Origin of the sequence: Actinomyces sp. 2119, assembly GCF_003591215.1 — a bacterium.
Lineage (GTDB): Bacteria > Actinomycetota > Actinomycetes > Actinomycetales > Actinomycetaceae > Actinomyces > Actinomyces lilanjuaniae.
Map to the genome: position 1 here is coordinate 52,180 of NZ_QYRR01000006.1, position 15,453 is coordinate 67,632.

Annotated in this window: 10 protein-coding genes and 3 pseudogenes; 9 read left to right on the top strand and 4 right to left on the bottom strand. The window is 70.6% G+C overall.

The window, feature by feature from the left end:
• Positions 1-40 precede the first annotated feature (40 nt).
• On the top strand, positions 41-1,027 hold the full coding sequence (locus D4740_RS08305; RefSeq protein ID WP_119836477.1) for a hypothetical protein: 987 nt from the start codon (positions 41-43) through the stop codon (positions 1,025-1,027).
• 63 nt (positions 1,028-1,090) lie between these two features.
• Here the strand turns inward: D4740_RS08305 and D4740_RS08310 are convergent, their stop codons facing one another.
• Complete coding sequence (locus tag D4740_RS08310) at positions 1,091-3,229, bottom strand: ATP-dependent helicase (protein WP_119836478.1); 2,139 nt, start codon at positions 3,227-3,229, stop codon at positions 1,091-1,093.
• Positions 3,230-3,387: 158 nt separating this feature from the next.
• The gene (gene nudC, locus D4740_RS08315) at positions 3,388-4,503 is read right to left on the bottom strand and encodes an NAD(+) diphosphatase (RefSeq protein ID WP_119836479.1); all 1,116 of its coding nucleotides are present in this window, start codon (positions 4,501-4,503) and stop codon (positions 3,388-3,390) included.
• Positions 4,504-4,661: 158 nt separating this feature from the next.
• Between nudC and D4740_RS08320 the strand changes: the two genes are divergently transcribed.
• From D4740_RS08320 to mnmA, 3 genes are all read left to right on the top strand, one after another.
• Complete coding sequence (locus D4740_RS08320) at positions 4,662-5,918, top strand: cysteine desulfurase family protein (RefSeq protein ID WP_119836480.1); 1,257 nt, start codon at positions 4,662-4,664, stop codon at positions 5,916-5,918.
• Positions 5,919-5,956: 38 nt separating this feature from the next.
• A complete protein-coding gene (locus tag D4740_RS08325) occupies positions 5,957-6,289 on the top strand; it encodes a hypothetical protein (RefSeq protein WP_147392880.1) in 333 nt (110 codons plus the stop codon).
• 285 nt (positions 6,290-6,574) lie between these two features.
• Positions 6,575-7,702, top strand: coding sequence for a tRNA 2-thiouridine(34) synthase MnmA (gene mnmA / locus D4740_RS08330; protein WP_119836482.1), 1,128 nt, complete (start codon positions 6,575-6,577; stop codon positions 7,700-7,702).
• A gap of 151 nt (positions 7,703-7,853) precedes the next feature.
• Here the strand turns inward: mnmA and D4740_RS08335 are convergent, their stop codons facing one another.
• Together D4740_RS08335 and D4740_RS08340 are read right to left on the bottom strand one after the other, a co-directional pair.
• Positions 7,854-8,852: an electron transfer flavoprotein subunit alpha/FixB family protein gene (locus D4740_RS08335; protein WP_119836483.1), complete on the bottom strand. Its 999-nt coding sequence runs from the start codon at positions 8,850-8,852 to the stop codon at positions 7,854-7,856.
• A 74-nt stretch (positions 8,853-8,926) separates the two neighbouring features.
• On the bottom strand, positions 8,927-9,700 hold the full coding sequence (locus D4740_RS08340; RefSeq protein WP_119836484.1) for an electron transfer flavoprotein subunit beta/FixA family protein: 774 nt from the start codon (positions 9,698-9,700) through the stop codon (positions 8,927-8,929).
• Between the two features lie 190 nt (positions 9,701-9,890).
• Between D4740_RS08340 and glgX the strand changes: the two genes are divergently transcribed.
• The 5 genes and pseudogenes from glgX to D4740_RS13535 form a co-directional block, all read left to right on the top strand.
• A complete protein-coding gene (gene glgX / locus D4740_RS08345) occupies positions 9,891-12,305 on the top strand; it encodes a glycogen debranching protein GlgX (protein WP_119836485.1) in 2,415 nt (804 codons plus the stop codon).
• A gap of 669 nt (positions 12,306-12,974) precedes the next feature.
• Positions 12,975-14,159 (top strand): tryptophan--tRNA ligase, encoded by a 1,185-nt coding sequence (trpS, locus tag D4740_RS08350; protein WP_119836486.1) that lies wholly within the window; start codon positions 12,975-12,977, stop codon positions 14,157-14,159.
• 343 nt (positions 14,160-14,502) lie between these two features.
• A pseudogene (locus D4740_RS13525) lies at positions 14,503-14,742 on the top strand (GAD-like domain-containing protein); the annotation flags it as partial.
• A 38-nt stretch (positions 14,743-14,780) separates the two neighbouring features.
• A pseudogene (locus D4740_RS13530) lies at positions 14,781-14,831 on the top strand (hypothetical protein); the annotation flags it as partial.
• 139 nt (positions 14,832-14,970) lie between these two features.
• A pseudogene (locus tag D4740_RS13535) lies at positions 14,971-15,393 on the top strand (polymorphic toxin type 15 domain-containing protein); the annotation flags it as partial.
• Positions 15,394-15,453: the final 60 nt, after the last annotated feature.

Genomic DNA, 15,453 nt, shown 5'->3' on the forward strand with positions numbered 1-15,453 from the left:
GCACGACCGCAGGTCCGGGACCTGCCCGAAAGGAGGCCTGATGCGGATCCGTGGATACAGCCCAGTCCTGTGGCGCAGGCCGGGCGAGAGCCAGATCGGTGCCGAGACTGGCCACGCCACCGTCCTGACGGACCTGTCCCAGCAGGAGCAGCGCCTGCTCGACCACCTCCCCGCGACCCTGGAGCCTGGCAGCGTCTACCACGCCGCTCGCCGCGCCCAGGTTCCGGTCCCGCGTGCCCGGGAGATCCTCCAGGACCTGGAGCGTCGCGGTGCCCTCGTGCACGGCGCCCGCTCGGAGCTGGGTGGTCCCGACGCGGTCTACTGGGAGCGCCTTCGTCTGGGTGCTCGGCAGCGCAGCACCGTCCTGGGGTCCTCCACGATCGCCCTGTGCGGCTCGGGGGCTCTTCTGCAGGAGACGGCTCTGTGGCTCGCCGAGGCGGGAGTGGGCACCATCCTGTCTACAGCCCCTGACAGGGCCGACGGAGCAGACCAGCTCCTGGCAGCAAGATTTCCCACCATCCGTACCCGGGCGCCCCTGGGAACCCGGCCCGACCTGGTCCTGACCGTGGACTCCCACGTGGTCGAACCCCTTCAGGCCCGTCGCCTGGCCCAGGAAGGGCTGCTCCAGCTTTCGGTGGTGGTACGCGAGGTCAGCGTGCGCGTCGGCCCGGTGCTGGGAAGCCCGTCGGGCCCCTGCGCCACCTGTCTGGGGCTGTGGGAGAGGGACGCCGACCCGTGCTGGCCCGCGCTGGCAACCCAGATGCGTACGCTGCCCCCGCCACAGACGGAACGGCTTCTCCTGCACCAGGCAGCCGCCCTGGCTGCCAGGGCGGCCACGGACAGTCTTCTGGCAGGCACGGTACAGCGCTCCCGCACCCCCACAACTCCCTCGAACGTGGACGGCGCACCTGGTCCGCTACCGTCGATCGACTGGGCCAGCACCAGCGTCGAGCTGAGCGGACCTGATCCAACCGGGACCGCACGCCACTGGCCCCGCCACGAGGAGTGCCTGTGCTCCCAGGTCTGAGCGGCACATGCCCTGTCCTCGCAGTCCTCGCGCCCTGTGGGCACTCCGGCGGGACGGAGGCGCTCAGCCGGCACCGTCCCCCTCCTGGAACTTCCTGACCAGGGACAGGACAGCCCCACCATAGTCCTGAAGCTTGGTGGCCCCCACCCCGCGCACCAGGGAGAGCTGGGGCAAGGTACTAGGCCTGACCACCGCGATGTCACGCAGGGTAGCGTCAGGAAAGACCGTGAACGCGGGCTTGGAGAGTTCTCTGGCGACGTCAGCGCGCCAGGACCGCAGCTCCTCGAACAGGGCGACCGTCGCGGGGTCATGGGCTGCCTCGAAGTCAGCGGCCGCCTGCCTGGAGCGCTGCCTGGCCGACACCCGAGAGGGTGACCCCCGACCGGGAGCGGAGTCTGTCGGCCATATCCCCTCCAGGAACCGCGTCGGCTTGCGGGAGGCCCGCCCGCCAGGCTGGCGCGCCCGCGCGCAGGAGATCACCAGGTGCTCACGCGCACGCGTGACCCCCACGTACAGCAGGCGCCGCTCCTCCTCCACGGCGGAGTCGGTCTCCGCTAGGGATATTGGCAGCAACCCCTCACAGGCACCGACCAGGAGGACGGCGTCCCACTCCAGGCCCTTGGCCGCGTGTAAGGAGGACAGGGTCACCCCTTCCACGGACGGGGCGTTCTGGGCCGCTGCCCGCTCCATGAGCTCGACGTGAAAGGCGTCCAGCCCGATCCCGCGAGCCGAGGCAAGCTCGTCGGCCAGCTGGACAAGGGCGTTGAGAGAGTCCCAGCGCTCCCGCACCGCCCCCTGCGCGGCGGGAGGCTCCTGGCTCCACCCCTCCCGGGCCAGAACCGTGCGTACGTCAGCACCCAGGTCCCCGGTCAGGAACTCCCTCTCCGTGCGTGCCGCGCCCAGGAGGAGGGCCATAGCCCGCTTGACCTCCTCACGCTCAAAGAAGCGTTCCCCGCCTCGCACCAGGTAGCCGATCTGGGCGGAGGCCAGGGCCTGCTCCACGACCTCCGACTGGGAGTTGGTACGGTAGAGGACAGCGACCTGGCTCAGAGGGACTCCCGCCGAGCGCAGACGCTGTACCTGAGCGACAACCCCCTCTGCCTCCGCCACGTCGTCGTCATAGGTGTCAAAGCGCACCTGCGGCCCTGAGGGGCGCTGGGCCACCAGCTCGACGGCGCCCGCAGGCAGGCGCAGGTTTCCTCCCCCTCGCCGGGACCTGGACAGGACACGGTTGGCCAGGGAGACCACCTGGGGTGTCGAGCGGTAGTCACGCGACAGGCGCACCGTGCGCGCGCCCTCGTAGCGGGAGGCAAAGCCGGTGAGGTAGTCAGGAGTGGCGCCGGTGAAGGAGTAGATGGTCTGGGACACGTCCCCCACCACGCACAGCTGGCGGCGCCGTCCCAGCCACAGGTCCAGCAGGCGCTGCTGGAGTGGTGAGACGTCCTGGTACTCGTCCACCACGAAGTGCTTGTACTGGCTGCGCACCTGGGACGCTATGTCCTCGCGATCCAGCAGGATACCGATCTGGAGGAGCAGGACATCCTCGAAGTCAATGACCCCGCGCTCGTTCTTGGCCTCCTCGTAGGCGGACAGGACCCGGGCCACCGTCTCGGCCTCCAGTCCGGCCACACCCGTGCGTCGCGCCGCGGTGGCAGCCTGGACGTAGTCCTCTGGGAGAGTGAGGGTGACCTTGGCCCACTCGACCTCGGCGGCCAGGTCCCGTACCACCGCGCGGTCCGTTCCCAGACCCAGGCGCCGTGCCGCCGTCGCGACGAGGGACGCCTTGTGGGGCTGTATCTCCGGTCGTCGTCCACCGACCGCGGTGGGCCAGAAGTAGGTGAGCTGGCGCAGGGCGGCGGAGTGGAAGGTACGGGCCTGGACCCCTGGGACACCCAGGTCCGCCAGCCGGGAGCGCATCTCGCCGGCAGCCCGGGAGGTGAAGGTGACTGCGAGGACCTGGGTGGCCTGGTAGGCCCCGGTAGCCACCCCGTAGGCGATGCGGTAGGTCATGGCGCGGGTCTTGCCTGTCCCCGCGCCTGCCAGGACGCACAGCGGCCCCTCCAGGTGCTCGGCGACCTCACGCTGGTCCGGGTCCAGGGCCTCAAGGAGGGCCTCGGCGCCACCCCTGTCGTCGGCCGGGGCGGGATCGGGGCTGTGTCGGGCAGGAGCGCGTCGGGTCCGGCTCAGTCGGGTCTGGTTCATCGTGGACCAGCCTGCCACGTCTACGGGACAGGCTGGCGCACACGGCCTTTACCACAGTCCGGCCGGAGGGCTCCAGGTGCAGGTAGCGGACGGCGGTGGGGTGGTTTCGGTACTTCTGCCGCTGCGGGGGCTCCAGGTGCAGGTAGTGGACGGCGGCCTCAGCTAGGAGGTGCACCCCTGAACCAGTCCTCAATGAGAAGCCGCCCCAGGGAGGCCCGCCCGGGCAGGACGATGCGCCGCTGCGCCACCGCCTGCGCCAGCTCCTCCCGCGAGACGAGGACGGCACCAGTGACCTCCTCCCCATCGGGACGGGCCAGATTCTCACCGGGGGCGAGCCGCGCCCGGTAGCCGAGCATGAGGGAGCGGGGAAAGGGCCAGGGCTGGGAAGCAAGGTAGGACACGTCCTCCACCCGCAGCCCCGTCTCCTCCCAGACCTCGCGTCGCACCGCGGCCTCCAGCGACTCCCCTGCCTCCACGAACCCAGCCACCACGGAGTAGCGTCGGTCCTCCCAGGAGGCACCGTGGACAAGGAGGAGACGGTCGGCGTCGTCGGTGACAGCCATGATGACAGCCGGGTCGGTCCGGGGGAAGTGCACGGCCTGGCAACCGCTGCACCGACGCGCCCAGCCTGCCTGGACCGCCATCGTGCGTGCGCCGCAGGCGGGACAGTAACGCGACGAGCCGTGCCAGGCTGCCAGGGCCGAGGCGGTCACGGCCAGCCCGGAGTCACGGACACTCATCTGAGCGCCCGTCGCCCGCAGCGCGGTGAGGGGATGCCTGCCTAGTACCCGGCGCAGGTCCGGGTGGTCGGTAGCAGCACCCTCGGCGTCCGTCCCACCCCGAGGCTGCCCGGGGGCCTCGGGAACCTCCAGCCCCTGCGGCACGACGACGGCCAGCCAGCCGCGTCTCCCCGCCCGCGAGCCCGCACCGTCCTCCCTGTCGTCACGCCCCAGGTAGAAGGTGGACAGCCCCTCCAGGTCCAGCTCCTTCGCGCTGAGGTCGGGCAGACGGAACCCCGTCCCCCCTGGGTAGCCCTCCCACACACTGGCACCCATGCCGACGGCGTCGGGAGGAGCCAGTCCGTCCTCAGGCGGGTCGGGGCTGTGTGCCGAGGCGTCGAGTGCCACCCTGCCACGGGAGTCCACCAGCAGCAGCCGGGTGGCAGGATCGGTGGCAAGGGCTTCCAGCAGGCCGGGGTCGCTACGGCGCTGGGCGTCACGGTCGGCGGCGGAGCGGGCCAGGGCCAGATGGTCAACGAGCCAGTCACTGCGCATAGTCACACCCTAGCCTGCCTGTCTCCTACGTCTCTCCTAGGTCCCTCGTATCTATCTGCTTCTACCTGCCGCTCCTCATCCGCTGACCGGGGCGACCTCCTCGAATGGTCCCTGCAGCCGGGCTGGCCGTCCAGGGAAGCAGGCCCTAGAGTGGAGCGGTGTCCTCCCCGTCCTCCCCGCCCCGGACCTACCTTGACTGGGCCGCGACGTGCCCGGTAAGGCCCGAGGTGGCTCAGCAGGTCACCGAGGACCTCACCACTGCCGTGGCGGGACGTGGCAACCCGGCCTCACAGCACTCCAGCGGTCGGCACGCTGCTGCCCTACTGGCCGAGGCCCGCGCCCGCCTTGCCGCCGCCCTGGACGTAGACCCTCACGAGGTCCTGTTCACCTCTGGAGGCACCGAGGCTGACGCCCTGGTGGTCTCTGGGCGTGCCCGTGCCGTCCCGGGCGGACGCCTGGTGATCTCCCCCACCGAGCACCCGGCCGTGCTGGACTCGGCCCGTGCCGCCGTCAACCACCTGGGGGCCGAGCTGATCCTCCTGGAGGTCGACCAGGCCGGGTCGGTGGTGCCGACCTCCCTGGACGCGGCGGTGCACCACGACAGCGCGGGTGCCCCTGCCAGCCTGGTCTCCGTCATGACGGTCAACAACGAGACCGGGTTGGTCCAGGACGTGCCCGCCCTGGTAGAGCGTGTCCGCGAGGCCTCCGGCGCACGTCGTCCCGGGCAGGCAGGCTACGTCCCCGTGCACTCCGACGTTGTAGCGGCCCTGGGCAAGGTGGCCGTGGAGCCGCGTGCGTGGGACCTGGACGCGATGAGCCTGGCCGGCCACAAGCTGGGCGCCCCGGCGGGCACGGGCGCGCTGGTAGCCCGCCGGGAGGTGGTTCTGGCCCCGGTCACGGGCGGAGGCCGCCAGGAGAGAGCGGTGCGATCCGGTACGCAGGACGTCATCGGCGCCCGAGCGCTGGCCCTGGCGGTGGAACTGGCGGTGGCTGAGCGGCAGAAGCAGGCTTCCCGCCTGGAGGAGCTGCGTGAGCGGGTGCTGCGCGGGGCCAGCGCCCTGGGCGGCGCGCACGCGACCCTGCCGACCGACGCAGCCAGCTCCCCCGCTACGGCGCACCTGTGGTTTGAGGACTGCGACGCCGAGGCCCTGCTCATGGGGCTGGACCTGGCGGGGGTCGATGTCTCCGCAGGGTCGGCCTGCCACGCGGGGGTGTCGCAACCCAGCCACGTCCTGGTCGCCATGGGACTGGGCGAGCAGGCAGCTCGCTCCACCCTACGCGTAAGCATGGGTCCCACGACCACCGGACACGACGTCGACCACCTGCTGGAGGTCCTGCCCACAGCCCTGGAGAGGGCTAGGAGAGCATGGGCGGCACGGTCCTGCGTTGACACTCCCCGAGAGCAGCGCCGGTGAGGGCGCGTTGTAGCGCGCTGGTGCGCAGGGGGAACACCGTGCCGATACTCGCGGCAGCAGTACTGGGTGGCCTGGTGGTCGTCATGCTGGACAGCGGTATATGGCTGTATATCCAGGCCGTCTTCCACGACCCGGTGTCCTCACGAATGCGGGCCGCCATGCATCTGGCCTTCGCCACGACGTGCGTGGCCGCGCCCTCTGTGGGGTTCTACCTCCTGTACTTCTACGCCAGGGCGTGGCGGGCACTGGGCACCGGGCTGGCACGAGCTCGTCTCCTTGCGCTCCTCGTGGCGGCGCTGGTACTGGGCGCAGCCGCGATGACCGGCGTGCTCTGGACGCTCTACTCACTCAACGACGCCGGGGTCATCTAGGTCCGGGCACACGAGGCACGAGGGCGTCAAGCCGCTAGGCACTGGACTGCCCGGCCGTACAGCAGGAAGCCGTACCAGCAGTAGCCGGGCGGTGCTGGTAGCAGGGCCCCTGACAATCGCACCGGAGCCACTTCCCTGCCGCGTCCGGGCCGCGATAGGCTGCCACGGCCTGTCAGCCGCACGGCCAGCCAGGGACTCATGGGCCAGCCAGCGGGTCATGCGGCTGGGTCGGCGCCCGCTGGGGCGCTGGCCGGACGGAGACCGGATCAAGTGGAGGGAGTACCCGTGCGTGTCCTGGCTGCCCTGTCTGGCGGTGTCGACTCGGCCGTTGCCGCTGCGCGCGCCGTGGAGGCAGGCCACGAGGTGGTCGGGGTGCACATGGCCCTGACCCGTAACCGTCCGCTCACCCGCTCAGGATCGCGGGGCTGCTGCTCTGTCGAGGACTCCGGCGACGCCCGGTGGGCCGCCCAGGTCCTGGGAATCCCCTTCTACGTGTGGGACCTGTCGGAGGAGTTCGAGGAACGGGTGGTCGCTGACTTCCTAGCCGAGTACCGGGCGGGGCGCACTCCCAACCCCTGCGTGCGCTGCAACGAGCGGGTTAAGTTCGACGCCCTCCTGGACCGGGGGCTGGCCCTGGGGTTCGACGCCGTAGCCACAGGCCACTACGCCCGCCTGAGCGGGGGCGCCGCCTGCGGCCGCCCCGGGGACGAGGAGGGGCTGGAGCTGCGCCGTGGGGCTGACAAGGCCAAGGACCAGTCCTACGTACTGGCTGTCTCCGGACGCGCTGGCCTGGCTCGGGCGCTGTTCCCCCTGGGCGAGGCACCGAGCAAGGCGGCTGTGCGGGCCGAGGCGAGAGCGAGGGGGCTGCCTGTGGCCTCCAAGCCCGACTCCTACGACATCTGCTTCGTGGCCGACGGCGACACCCGAGGTTTTCTTGCCCGAGCCCTGGGAACGCACCGAGGCGCCATGGTCTCTCCCGACGGCGAGGTCCTCGGCTCCCACGACGGGTACTTCGGCTTCACCGTGGGACAGCGTCGGGGGCTGGGGCTGGACCGTCCCGCCGCTGACGGACGCCCCCGCTACGTCATCGAGACCCGCCCCGCCACCAACGAGGTAGTGGTGGGTCCCGAGGAGCTGCTCACCCGTTCCCGGGTCGAGGGGAAGGACCTGGTACTGCTGGCTGCCTCGGAGGCGCTGGCGTGCCCACCTGGCAGCCGCGGCTGGAGCGGGGCGGCCGTGCAGGTGCGCGCCCACGGCAGGCCGGTGCCCGCCGACGTCAGCGTGGACGAGGCGAGCGGCACACTGCGGGCCGACCTGCACGAGCCCCTGCGGGGCCTAGCAGCCGGGCAGTCCGTGGTCGTCTACGGCGGGGCGGGAGGCGACAGGGTCCTGGCCCAGGCGACAGTAGCCTGAGCCACAAGTCCACACGGACCGGGCTAGCCCTGTTGGCTCCGAACCGACGGAGGCGGGTTGTCCTCCCCCTCTCCCCTCCCCGAGGAAGATGGCAGAGTTGATGGTGACGAGCGGGTCAGCACCGCCGTAGGAGATGATGGCCGCTCACCTCTCAGCCGCGCAGGCGGTCCAGCTCCTCGACCAGCTGGGGCACGACCTCGGTCACGTCACCGACCACGCCAAAGTCCGCCATCTCGAATATCGGGGCCTCGGAGTCGTCACACACCGCGACGACAGCGCCCGCACCCTGGATACCGGACGTGTGGTGAATGGCCCCGGAGACGCCCAACCCGATGTACAGGCGCGGGGCAATGGTCTCACCAGTCTGGCCGATCTGTGCACTGCGGTCGATCCAGCCCTCGTCGCAGGCCACCCGGGTGGCCCCCACGGCAGCACCCAGCGGCTCGGCCAGGGAGCGGACCAGGTCAAAGTCCCCGTCCACACCGCGTCCACCCACCACCACGGTACGCGCCTCGCCCAGCGCAGGGCCAGCCGCCGCAGAGGCCTCCTCCCGCGAGACCAGGCGTGTCGCCGTCGCCTCAGGGCTCAGGGCCACCTCCAGAGGCTCGACCCCCAAGGGCTCGGCCCCGGCAGGGGCCTGCACCTCGACGGAACCGGGACGCACCGCGATGACCGGGGTGCCCTCACGGTGGGGAGCGACTGACATTGTGGTGGCCCAGGAGCCGGACAGGACCAGCTTGGAGGCGCGCAGATCCCCGTCAACCACCTCCAGTCGGGAGACGTCGCTCACGCAGGCAGACTCCAGGAGGATCGCGACACGTCCCGCCAGCTCCTTGCCACGGAAGTCACTGGCCACCAGGACCGCGCCCGGCCCCACCCGGCCGCAGGCAGCCACCACCGCGTCAGCCACAGCTGCGGACACGACCGCCTGCTCACCCAGGTCGGCGACGAGGAGGCGGGATCCGCCTGCTGCGGCGAGCGTCGAGGCCGTCTCGGTGTCCACAGGCTGTAGCACCAGGGCCACCACCTCCCCGCTGGTCAGCGACCGGGCAGCGGCCAGCAGCTCCAGCGCGGGAGCAGTCGGGGTCGCACCCTGAGGCGCCCCGGAGGTCTCAAGGTCGACAAGCACGAGCACAGGAGCATCGAGCATCGGGGATCAGTCTCCTTCTCAGCAGGTGTTTCTGGTGTGTACGCCCCCTGCCGCGGCGGACGCACCCGCACAAGTCAGACGAGCTTGTTGTCCACCAGCCAGGCAGCCAGCTCGCGCCCGGCCTGGCCTGCGTCGGTGCGGATGGTACCCGCCTGCCGGGCCGGGCGCTCCTGGGAGTCAACCACCGCCACTGAGGGCCCGGCGCTGGGCTCCAGCCCCAGGTCAGACAGGTCCCACACGTCCACAGGCTTCTTCCTGGCCGCACGCATCGCGGCGAAGTTGGGGTAGCGGGGCTCGTTAGCCTGGTCCGTCACCGAGACCAGGGCGGGAAGAGGAGCGCTGAGCACCTCACGGACCGTGCCCAGCGTCCGGGTGACCGTCACGGAACCGTCGGCGACGTCCACCTGGCTGGCCAGGGTCAAGGCAGGCAGTCGGAGAGCAGTCGCCAGGGCGCCGGGGAGCATCGAGGTCATTGCGTCCAACGAGGCCATGCCGGTGACGACCAGGTCCACCCCGCCGATCCTGGAGACCGCCGCCGCCAGGGTCCTCGCCGTCGCGACGACATCGGCCCCCTCCAGGGAGTCGTCGCTGACGACCACGCCCCTGCTCGCTCCCATCTGGAGGGCGCGACGCACAGCGTCCTCAGCGTCGTGCGGCCCCATGGTCAGGGCGACAACCTCGCCGACCTCACCGTCGTCAACTGCCTCGACGAGGCTGACCGCCGCCTCGACCGCGTTCTCGTCAAGCTCGTTGAGCACGTCGTCCTCACCACGGACCAGGCGCCCCTCCTCCAGGCGGCGCTCAGACTGCACGTCAGGGACGTGCTTGATGCAGACCACGATCTTCATGCAGCCAAGACTGCCACACCAGGCCGCACCGGCCCATGAGCGCTCAGTCACGCTGACATGCTGTCACCTGCACGGTTACCTGTCTCACCACCGCAAGGTGTCGCAGTCCCGTGTGACCCGTGATACCGGAGTGAGACCTCACACCGGTTTCGGCTGGTACGTCCCCAGGCAGGACCCGACAATAGTGGGCATGCCTCCGACACCTGTGCTGACACCTGCGCCGCGCGCAGCGCACGACGTTCCTGCAAGACACAGACTAGGGGCTGTCCTCACCGGTGACGGTGCGGACTTCGTAGTTCACGCCGCCCACGCCACGGCGGTTGACCTGTGCCTGCTGGAGGTAGACACCGACGCAGCAGTGGTCAGCGAGACCCGGGTAGGCATGCACGGCCCCCGACAGGGTGTGTGGTCCGCGCACGTTCCCGGCGTGCGAGCCGGGCAGCGCTACGGCTACCGCGTCCACGGCCCCTGGAACCCCGGTGAGGGACTCCTGCACAATCCTCGCAAGCTGCTTCTCGACCCCTACGCACGCGCCCTGGACGGCAGGGTGGATCTTGGCCCGCAGATCTACGCGCACACGGTGGACTCCGACCTGGTTCCGACCTCCCCTGCCTCCCACGACTGGCAGCCCTCCACGCTCGACTCTGTGGGGCACACGGTCATGGGGGTCGTCACCGGGGACTCCTTCCCCGTCGTCCCGGGGCCGCGCGTGCCCCGCGAGCGCACCGTCATCTACGAGGCCCACGTCAAGGGCCTGACCCACGACCTGCCCGGCGTGCCCGAGCACCTGCGCGGCACCTACGCCGGGCTGGCCCACTTCGCCACTGTGGACCACCTCAAGAAGCTGGGCGTGACCACCATCGAGCTGCTGCCGATCCACGCCGCCTTCACCGAGCCCTTCCTCGCCAGGAAGGGCCTGACGAACTACTGGGGCTACTCCACCCTGAGCTACTTCGCCCCGGAGCCCTCCTACGCCTCGCCCGGGGCCCGTGCGGCAGGGCCGCAAGCCGTGCTGGACGAGGTACGAGGCATGGTCTCCATGCTCCACGAGGCCGGGCTGGAGGTGGTTCTCGACGTCGTCTACAACCACACCTGCGAGGGCGGTATGGATGGCCCGTCCCTGAGCCTGCGGGGCCTGGACAACCTCGGCTACTACCTCCACGGGTCCCACCGGCCCGCCCAGTACGTCGACGTCACCGGAACCGGAAACACGGTGGACTTCCGCTCTACGCGGGCAGTCCAGCTGGTCCTGGACTCGTTGCGCTACTGGGTCAACGAGGTCGGCGTGGACGGCTTCCGCTTTGACCTGGCCGTGACCCTGGGGCGCCACGCCTCGGAGTTCTCCTCACGTCACCCTCTGCTGGTAGCGGCCGCGACCGACCCCGTGCTGTCCGGGGTCAAGCTGATCAGCGAGCCCTGGGACGTGGGCCCCGGCGGGTGGCAGACCGGCCAGTTCCCGGAGCCCTTCCAGGACTGGAACGACCACTTCCGGGGTACGGTGCGCTCCTTCTGGCTGCACGACCCCTCGGAGATGTCCCGGGGGCGGCAGGGCTCAGACCTGCGGGACCTGGCCACGAGGCTGGCGGGCAGCGCCGACCTCTTCAGTAACGGGGAGAACCCCGGGGGGCGCGGCCCCCTGGGATCGGTCAACTTCATCACCGCTCACGACGGCTTCTCCCTGCGGGACCTGGTGTGCTACGACCACAAGCACAACCTGGACAACAAGGAGGACAACCGGGACGGCACCTCTGACAACCGCTCCTGGAACCACGGCTTCGAGGGGCCGGTGGTCGAGGGCCTGAACCTGGGGCCTATCGAGGTCCTGCGACGCCGTTCCATGCGCAACCTGCTGGCCACCCTGCTGCTGAGCGCGGGCACTCCGATGATCCTGGGAGGCGACGAGCTGGGCCGCACCCAGCAGGGTAACAACAACTGCTACTGCCAGGACTCCCCTCTGTCCTGGGTGGACTGGGACCTGGAGCCCTGGCAGCAGGACCTGGTCGCCACGACCCGCTTCCTTGTCGATCTGCGCCACGCCCATCCGGTGGTGCGACCGGACCGCTTTGCCACGGGGCAGGTCCAGGCGGAGGACACGATCCCCGACCTGTCCTGGTTCCGCGGTGACGGTGAGCTGATGGACGCCGTCGCCTGGCACGACCCGCACACGCGCGTGGTCCAGATGCTGCGCTCAGGACGGCTGTGGGGCGACGACGACCTCCTGGCCATTGTCAACGGCACCCTGGACCAGGTCGAGGTCGTGCTGCCTAACGGGCACGACACGGACTGGCACCTGGCCTGGGACTCCACCTGGGCCGTCCCCCAGCCCCATACTCTGCCCTTCACCCTGGCCCGGCGCGTCAGCCGCGCGGCGACGGCCGGTGACCTGTACGCCGCCGCAGGGCACCAGGGCGGGGAGCAGGCAGGCACCGGCCCCGCAGGCTCCGCCCGCAGCGGCGCCGAACCGGGACGCCGGGACGCCGGGCGCCCTGGGACCGTGGACTGTCGTCAGGACCGCCCGGGGGACACCACCAACCTGGACGCTCTGTCCCTGCGCGTGTACCTCTCCGGGGAGCGGCTGGCTGAGCTGAGCACGGCTCGTCGCTGACCAGTCCTGGTCTGGCCGCCCGATCCCCCGGACTGACCGCCCCTGGACAGCAGGCCCTCGACGGCACGTCCTGGACAGGCTCTAGCCGCACTACCCTGGGAGATCGTGGACGGAACGGAGTAGGTGGCGGATGAGGCCTACGCATGACGCGGGTTATGACGCTCGCACCCTGACCAGGGCCTTGACGACTCACGTTGACGCGTACTTGACAACGGAGGGGTACTGAGCTGAGGGGTGTGGGCGGCTGGGGCTGTCTGGAAACTGGCGGGGGCGGGGCATGTACCTGTTGGGGCTGTTCCAGGTGGCGTGCACCAGCGCGAGCCTGCCTGGCTCCACTCCTGCCGGAGTGGAGCCTGTCGATGTGGGGTGCAACAGCGTGAGCCAGGCTCCCTCTCTGGAGCGCTGCCGGCGTCGAGGGCGCTGCCGGTGTCGCGGTGTGCTGGCACCGCTTCCTCCTTCTGCTGACATCTTCCACTTGGGCCTCGTCCGTGCCAGCCAACCTCACGCGAGTCCCGCTGGTGTGGATCTGCTCAGACGAACAACCCCACCCCCTCCCAGGAGATACGACAGCACACACACGGCGCCGGGCACTTCCAGAGCACCAGGCACCCACCGACCCCGCACAACACGGACACAACCTCACAGGGAAGCACCCCTAGGATGGTCCCCATGACTCAGCCGACCCCGAGGGACCCCTCGGACACTCTCAAGGACGTCGCGCAGGCCGTCCCGGAGGCCTCCGCCTCCTCCTTGGCCAGCTCGGCCGAGGACACCCTGGCCGCGTCGACCAACGAGGCCTCCCTGGCCCGCTCCGTCGCCCGCTCAGCCGAGATCGAGGCGGACCTGGCGGTCCACCCCGACCGGTACCGGATGCTCACCGGGGTGCGCCCTACGGGCAACATGCACCTGGGGCACTACTTCGGGACCATGAGCTCGTGGCGGACCATCCAGGACACGGGTGTGGAGACCTGGATCCTGGTGGCCGACTACCAGGTCATCACCGACCGCGACGCCGTGGGACCGGTGCGTGAGCGCGTCCTGTCCCTGGTGGCCGACACCCTGGCTGTAGGCGTGGACCCGCAGCGCTCCACCGTCTTCGCCCACTCGGCGGTTCCGGCCGCCAACCAGCTCATGCTGCCCTTCCTGTCCCTGGTTACCGAGTCCGAGCTCCACCGCAACCCCACGGTCAAGGCCGAGCTGGAGGCAACCGAGGGCCGCGCCATGAGCGGCCTGCTGCTGACCTACCCGGTCCACCAGGCGGCCGACATCCTCTTCTGCCAGGCCAACCTTGTCCCCGTCGGCAAGGACCAGCTGCCCCACCTGGAGCAGGCCAGGCTCATCGCCCAGCGCTTCGAGCGGCGCTACGGGCGCGCAGTCCAGGACCACCCTGTCTTCCGCCGCCCCGAGGCCCTGCTCAGCGAGGCTCCGCTGCTGCTGGGACTGGACGGGGAGAAGATGAGCAAGTCGCGCCACAACACCATTGAGCTGCGGATGAGCGCCGACGAGACCGCCAGGCTGCTGAGGAAGGCCAAGACGGACTCCGAGCGGGTCATCACCTACGACCCGGTGGGGCGGCCAGAAGTCTCCAACCTGCTGAGGCTGGCCTCGCTGTGCGGGGCGGGGGCGCCCCAGGAGATCGCCGAGCGCATCGGCGACGGCGGGGCGGGCAGGCTCAAGGGGATCACGACCGAGGCGGTCAACGAGTTCTTCGCCCCGATCAGGGCCCGTCGGCGCGAGCTGGAGACGGAGGAGGGCTACCTGCTCCAGGTACTCCATGACGGCAACGAGCGCGCCTGTGCCGTGGCGGAGGAGACACTAGAGGCCGTGCGCACCGCCATGGGTATGAGCTACTGAGAGCGGGAACGGCAGAGTACTGCATGCCACGACGACACTTTTCCGTTACCGTCGTGGCATGGGTTACGGTGTGCCCATGCACATGGATAAGGCGCGGAGGCGGGCCGCCCCCGCCGGTCAGGCTCTGGACACCTCGGTGAGGGCCTGGTGGTAGCTGATGGTGAGTGACGGTGTCCGGCCTGGTGGGTCTGGTCCTGGGGCGGGTGATGGTGGTGCTGGTGGGGGGCTGTGGGGCACTGGGCCGGCGCCGGAGCCTTCTGACCCGGTGGAGCAGGACGCGCTGACGGATGAGGTGGTTGACCGGGACCTGATTGATCCGGTGTCGGGGACGGGGCTGGCGCCGATGGGGGTGGGGGTGCCGGTGCCGGAGGAGCGCTTTGAGCGGTTCGGGCGGGTGCTGCCGCGCTCGGTGCTGCGGGTGTGGCGGCGGTTCGGGTTCGAGGGGTTCGGGCGGGGCCTGTTCTGGGTCACTGACCCTCTGGAGTGGGAGCCGGTGGTCAGTGAGTGGCTGGACCCGGTGCGTGACCGGCTGCCGTTCTCGGACACCTGGTACTGCCTGGCGCGCTCGGCCATGGGCAACCTGTTCCTGTGGGGCCGTTGGCGCTGGGGCGGCTGGGGCCGGTGGGGGTCGGCCAGGTCTACGGGTTCATCGTCGCGCCGGTGCTGGGCGGGCGGGTCAGCGTGGACAACCTGCGCGTGGTGGACGCCCGCGCCTACCTGGTCGTGCAGGCCCAGCGGGGCGTGGTGCGCGCCGTTCTACCACAGCGGGCGCAGCCCCGGCCTGCGGGCCAGGGGGGTGGAGTTCGAGCTCCAGCTCCACGGCCAGTACCAGGTCCTGGCCCAGGTGCCCGCCCAGGACTACCTGGCCGCCGACGACCTGTTCCACCAGGAGGGCAGGAAGGGCGCCGAGGCCACCGGACGCGCACGCAGGCGGCTCACAGACAAACTCATTGAGTACGGAGTACGTGGCTTTCGCTGGTCACAGGAGCAGGCGCGTGGCTGGGCGGGTGAGGCCGTGTGGCAAGTGGCGGAGCTGCACAACCAGGACCAGGTCCTGGGTGGTGGCCCCGAGCCGGCCCGGGACGTCTCGGGCGCGCCGGTGCCTGGTGACCGGGGGTCAGCTCCTCCCTGGGGGCGCAGAACCCCTGCAACGCGGCGGTGGTTGACGCTGCCGCCCGGCGCCAGGCCGCAGCGGGTCGGGGCCACCTGCCGCTGGGGTTCCAGGTCGTGCTGACCGCCCGGCGCCGCAGCGTCAGGCGCCTGCGCGCCCGCCAGCCCGCCCCGGACCTGCATC

Coding starts and splice junctions, on each gene's coding strand:
- D4740_RS08305 (WP_119836477.1), top strand. CDS start 41: ATGCGGATCCGTGGATACAGCCCAGTCCTGTGGCGCAGGCCGGGCGAG.
- D4740_RS08310 (WP_119836478.1), bottom strand. CDS start 3,229: ATGAACCAGACCCGACTGAGCCGGACCCGACGCGCTCCTGCCCGACAC.
- nudC (WP_119836479.1), bottom strand. CDS start 4,503: ATGCGCAGTGACTGGCTCGTTGACCATCTGGCCCTGGCCCGCTCCGCC.
- D4740_RS08335 (WP_119836483.1), bottom strand. CDS start 8,852: ATGCTCGATGCTCCTGTGCTCGTGCTTGTCGACCTTGAGACCTCCGGG.
- D4740_RS08340 (WP_119836484.1), bottom strand. CDS start 9,700: ATGAAGATCGTGGTCTGCATCAAGCACGTCCCTGACGTGCAGTCTGAG.
- glgX (WP_119836485.1), top strand. CDS start 9,891: ATGCCTCCGACACCTGTGCTGACACCTGCGCCGCGCGCAGCGCACGAC.
- trpS (WP_119836486.1), top strand. CDS start 12,975: ATGACTCAGCCGACCCCGAGGGACCCCTCGGACACTCTCAAGGACGTC.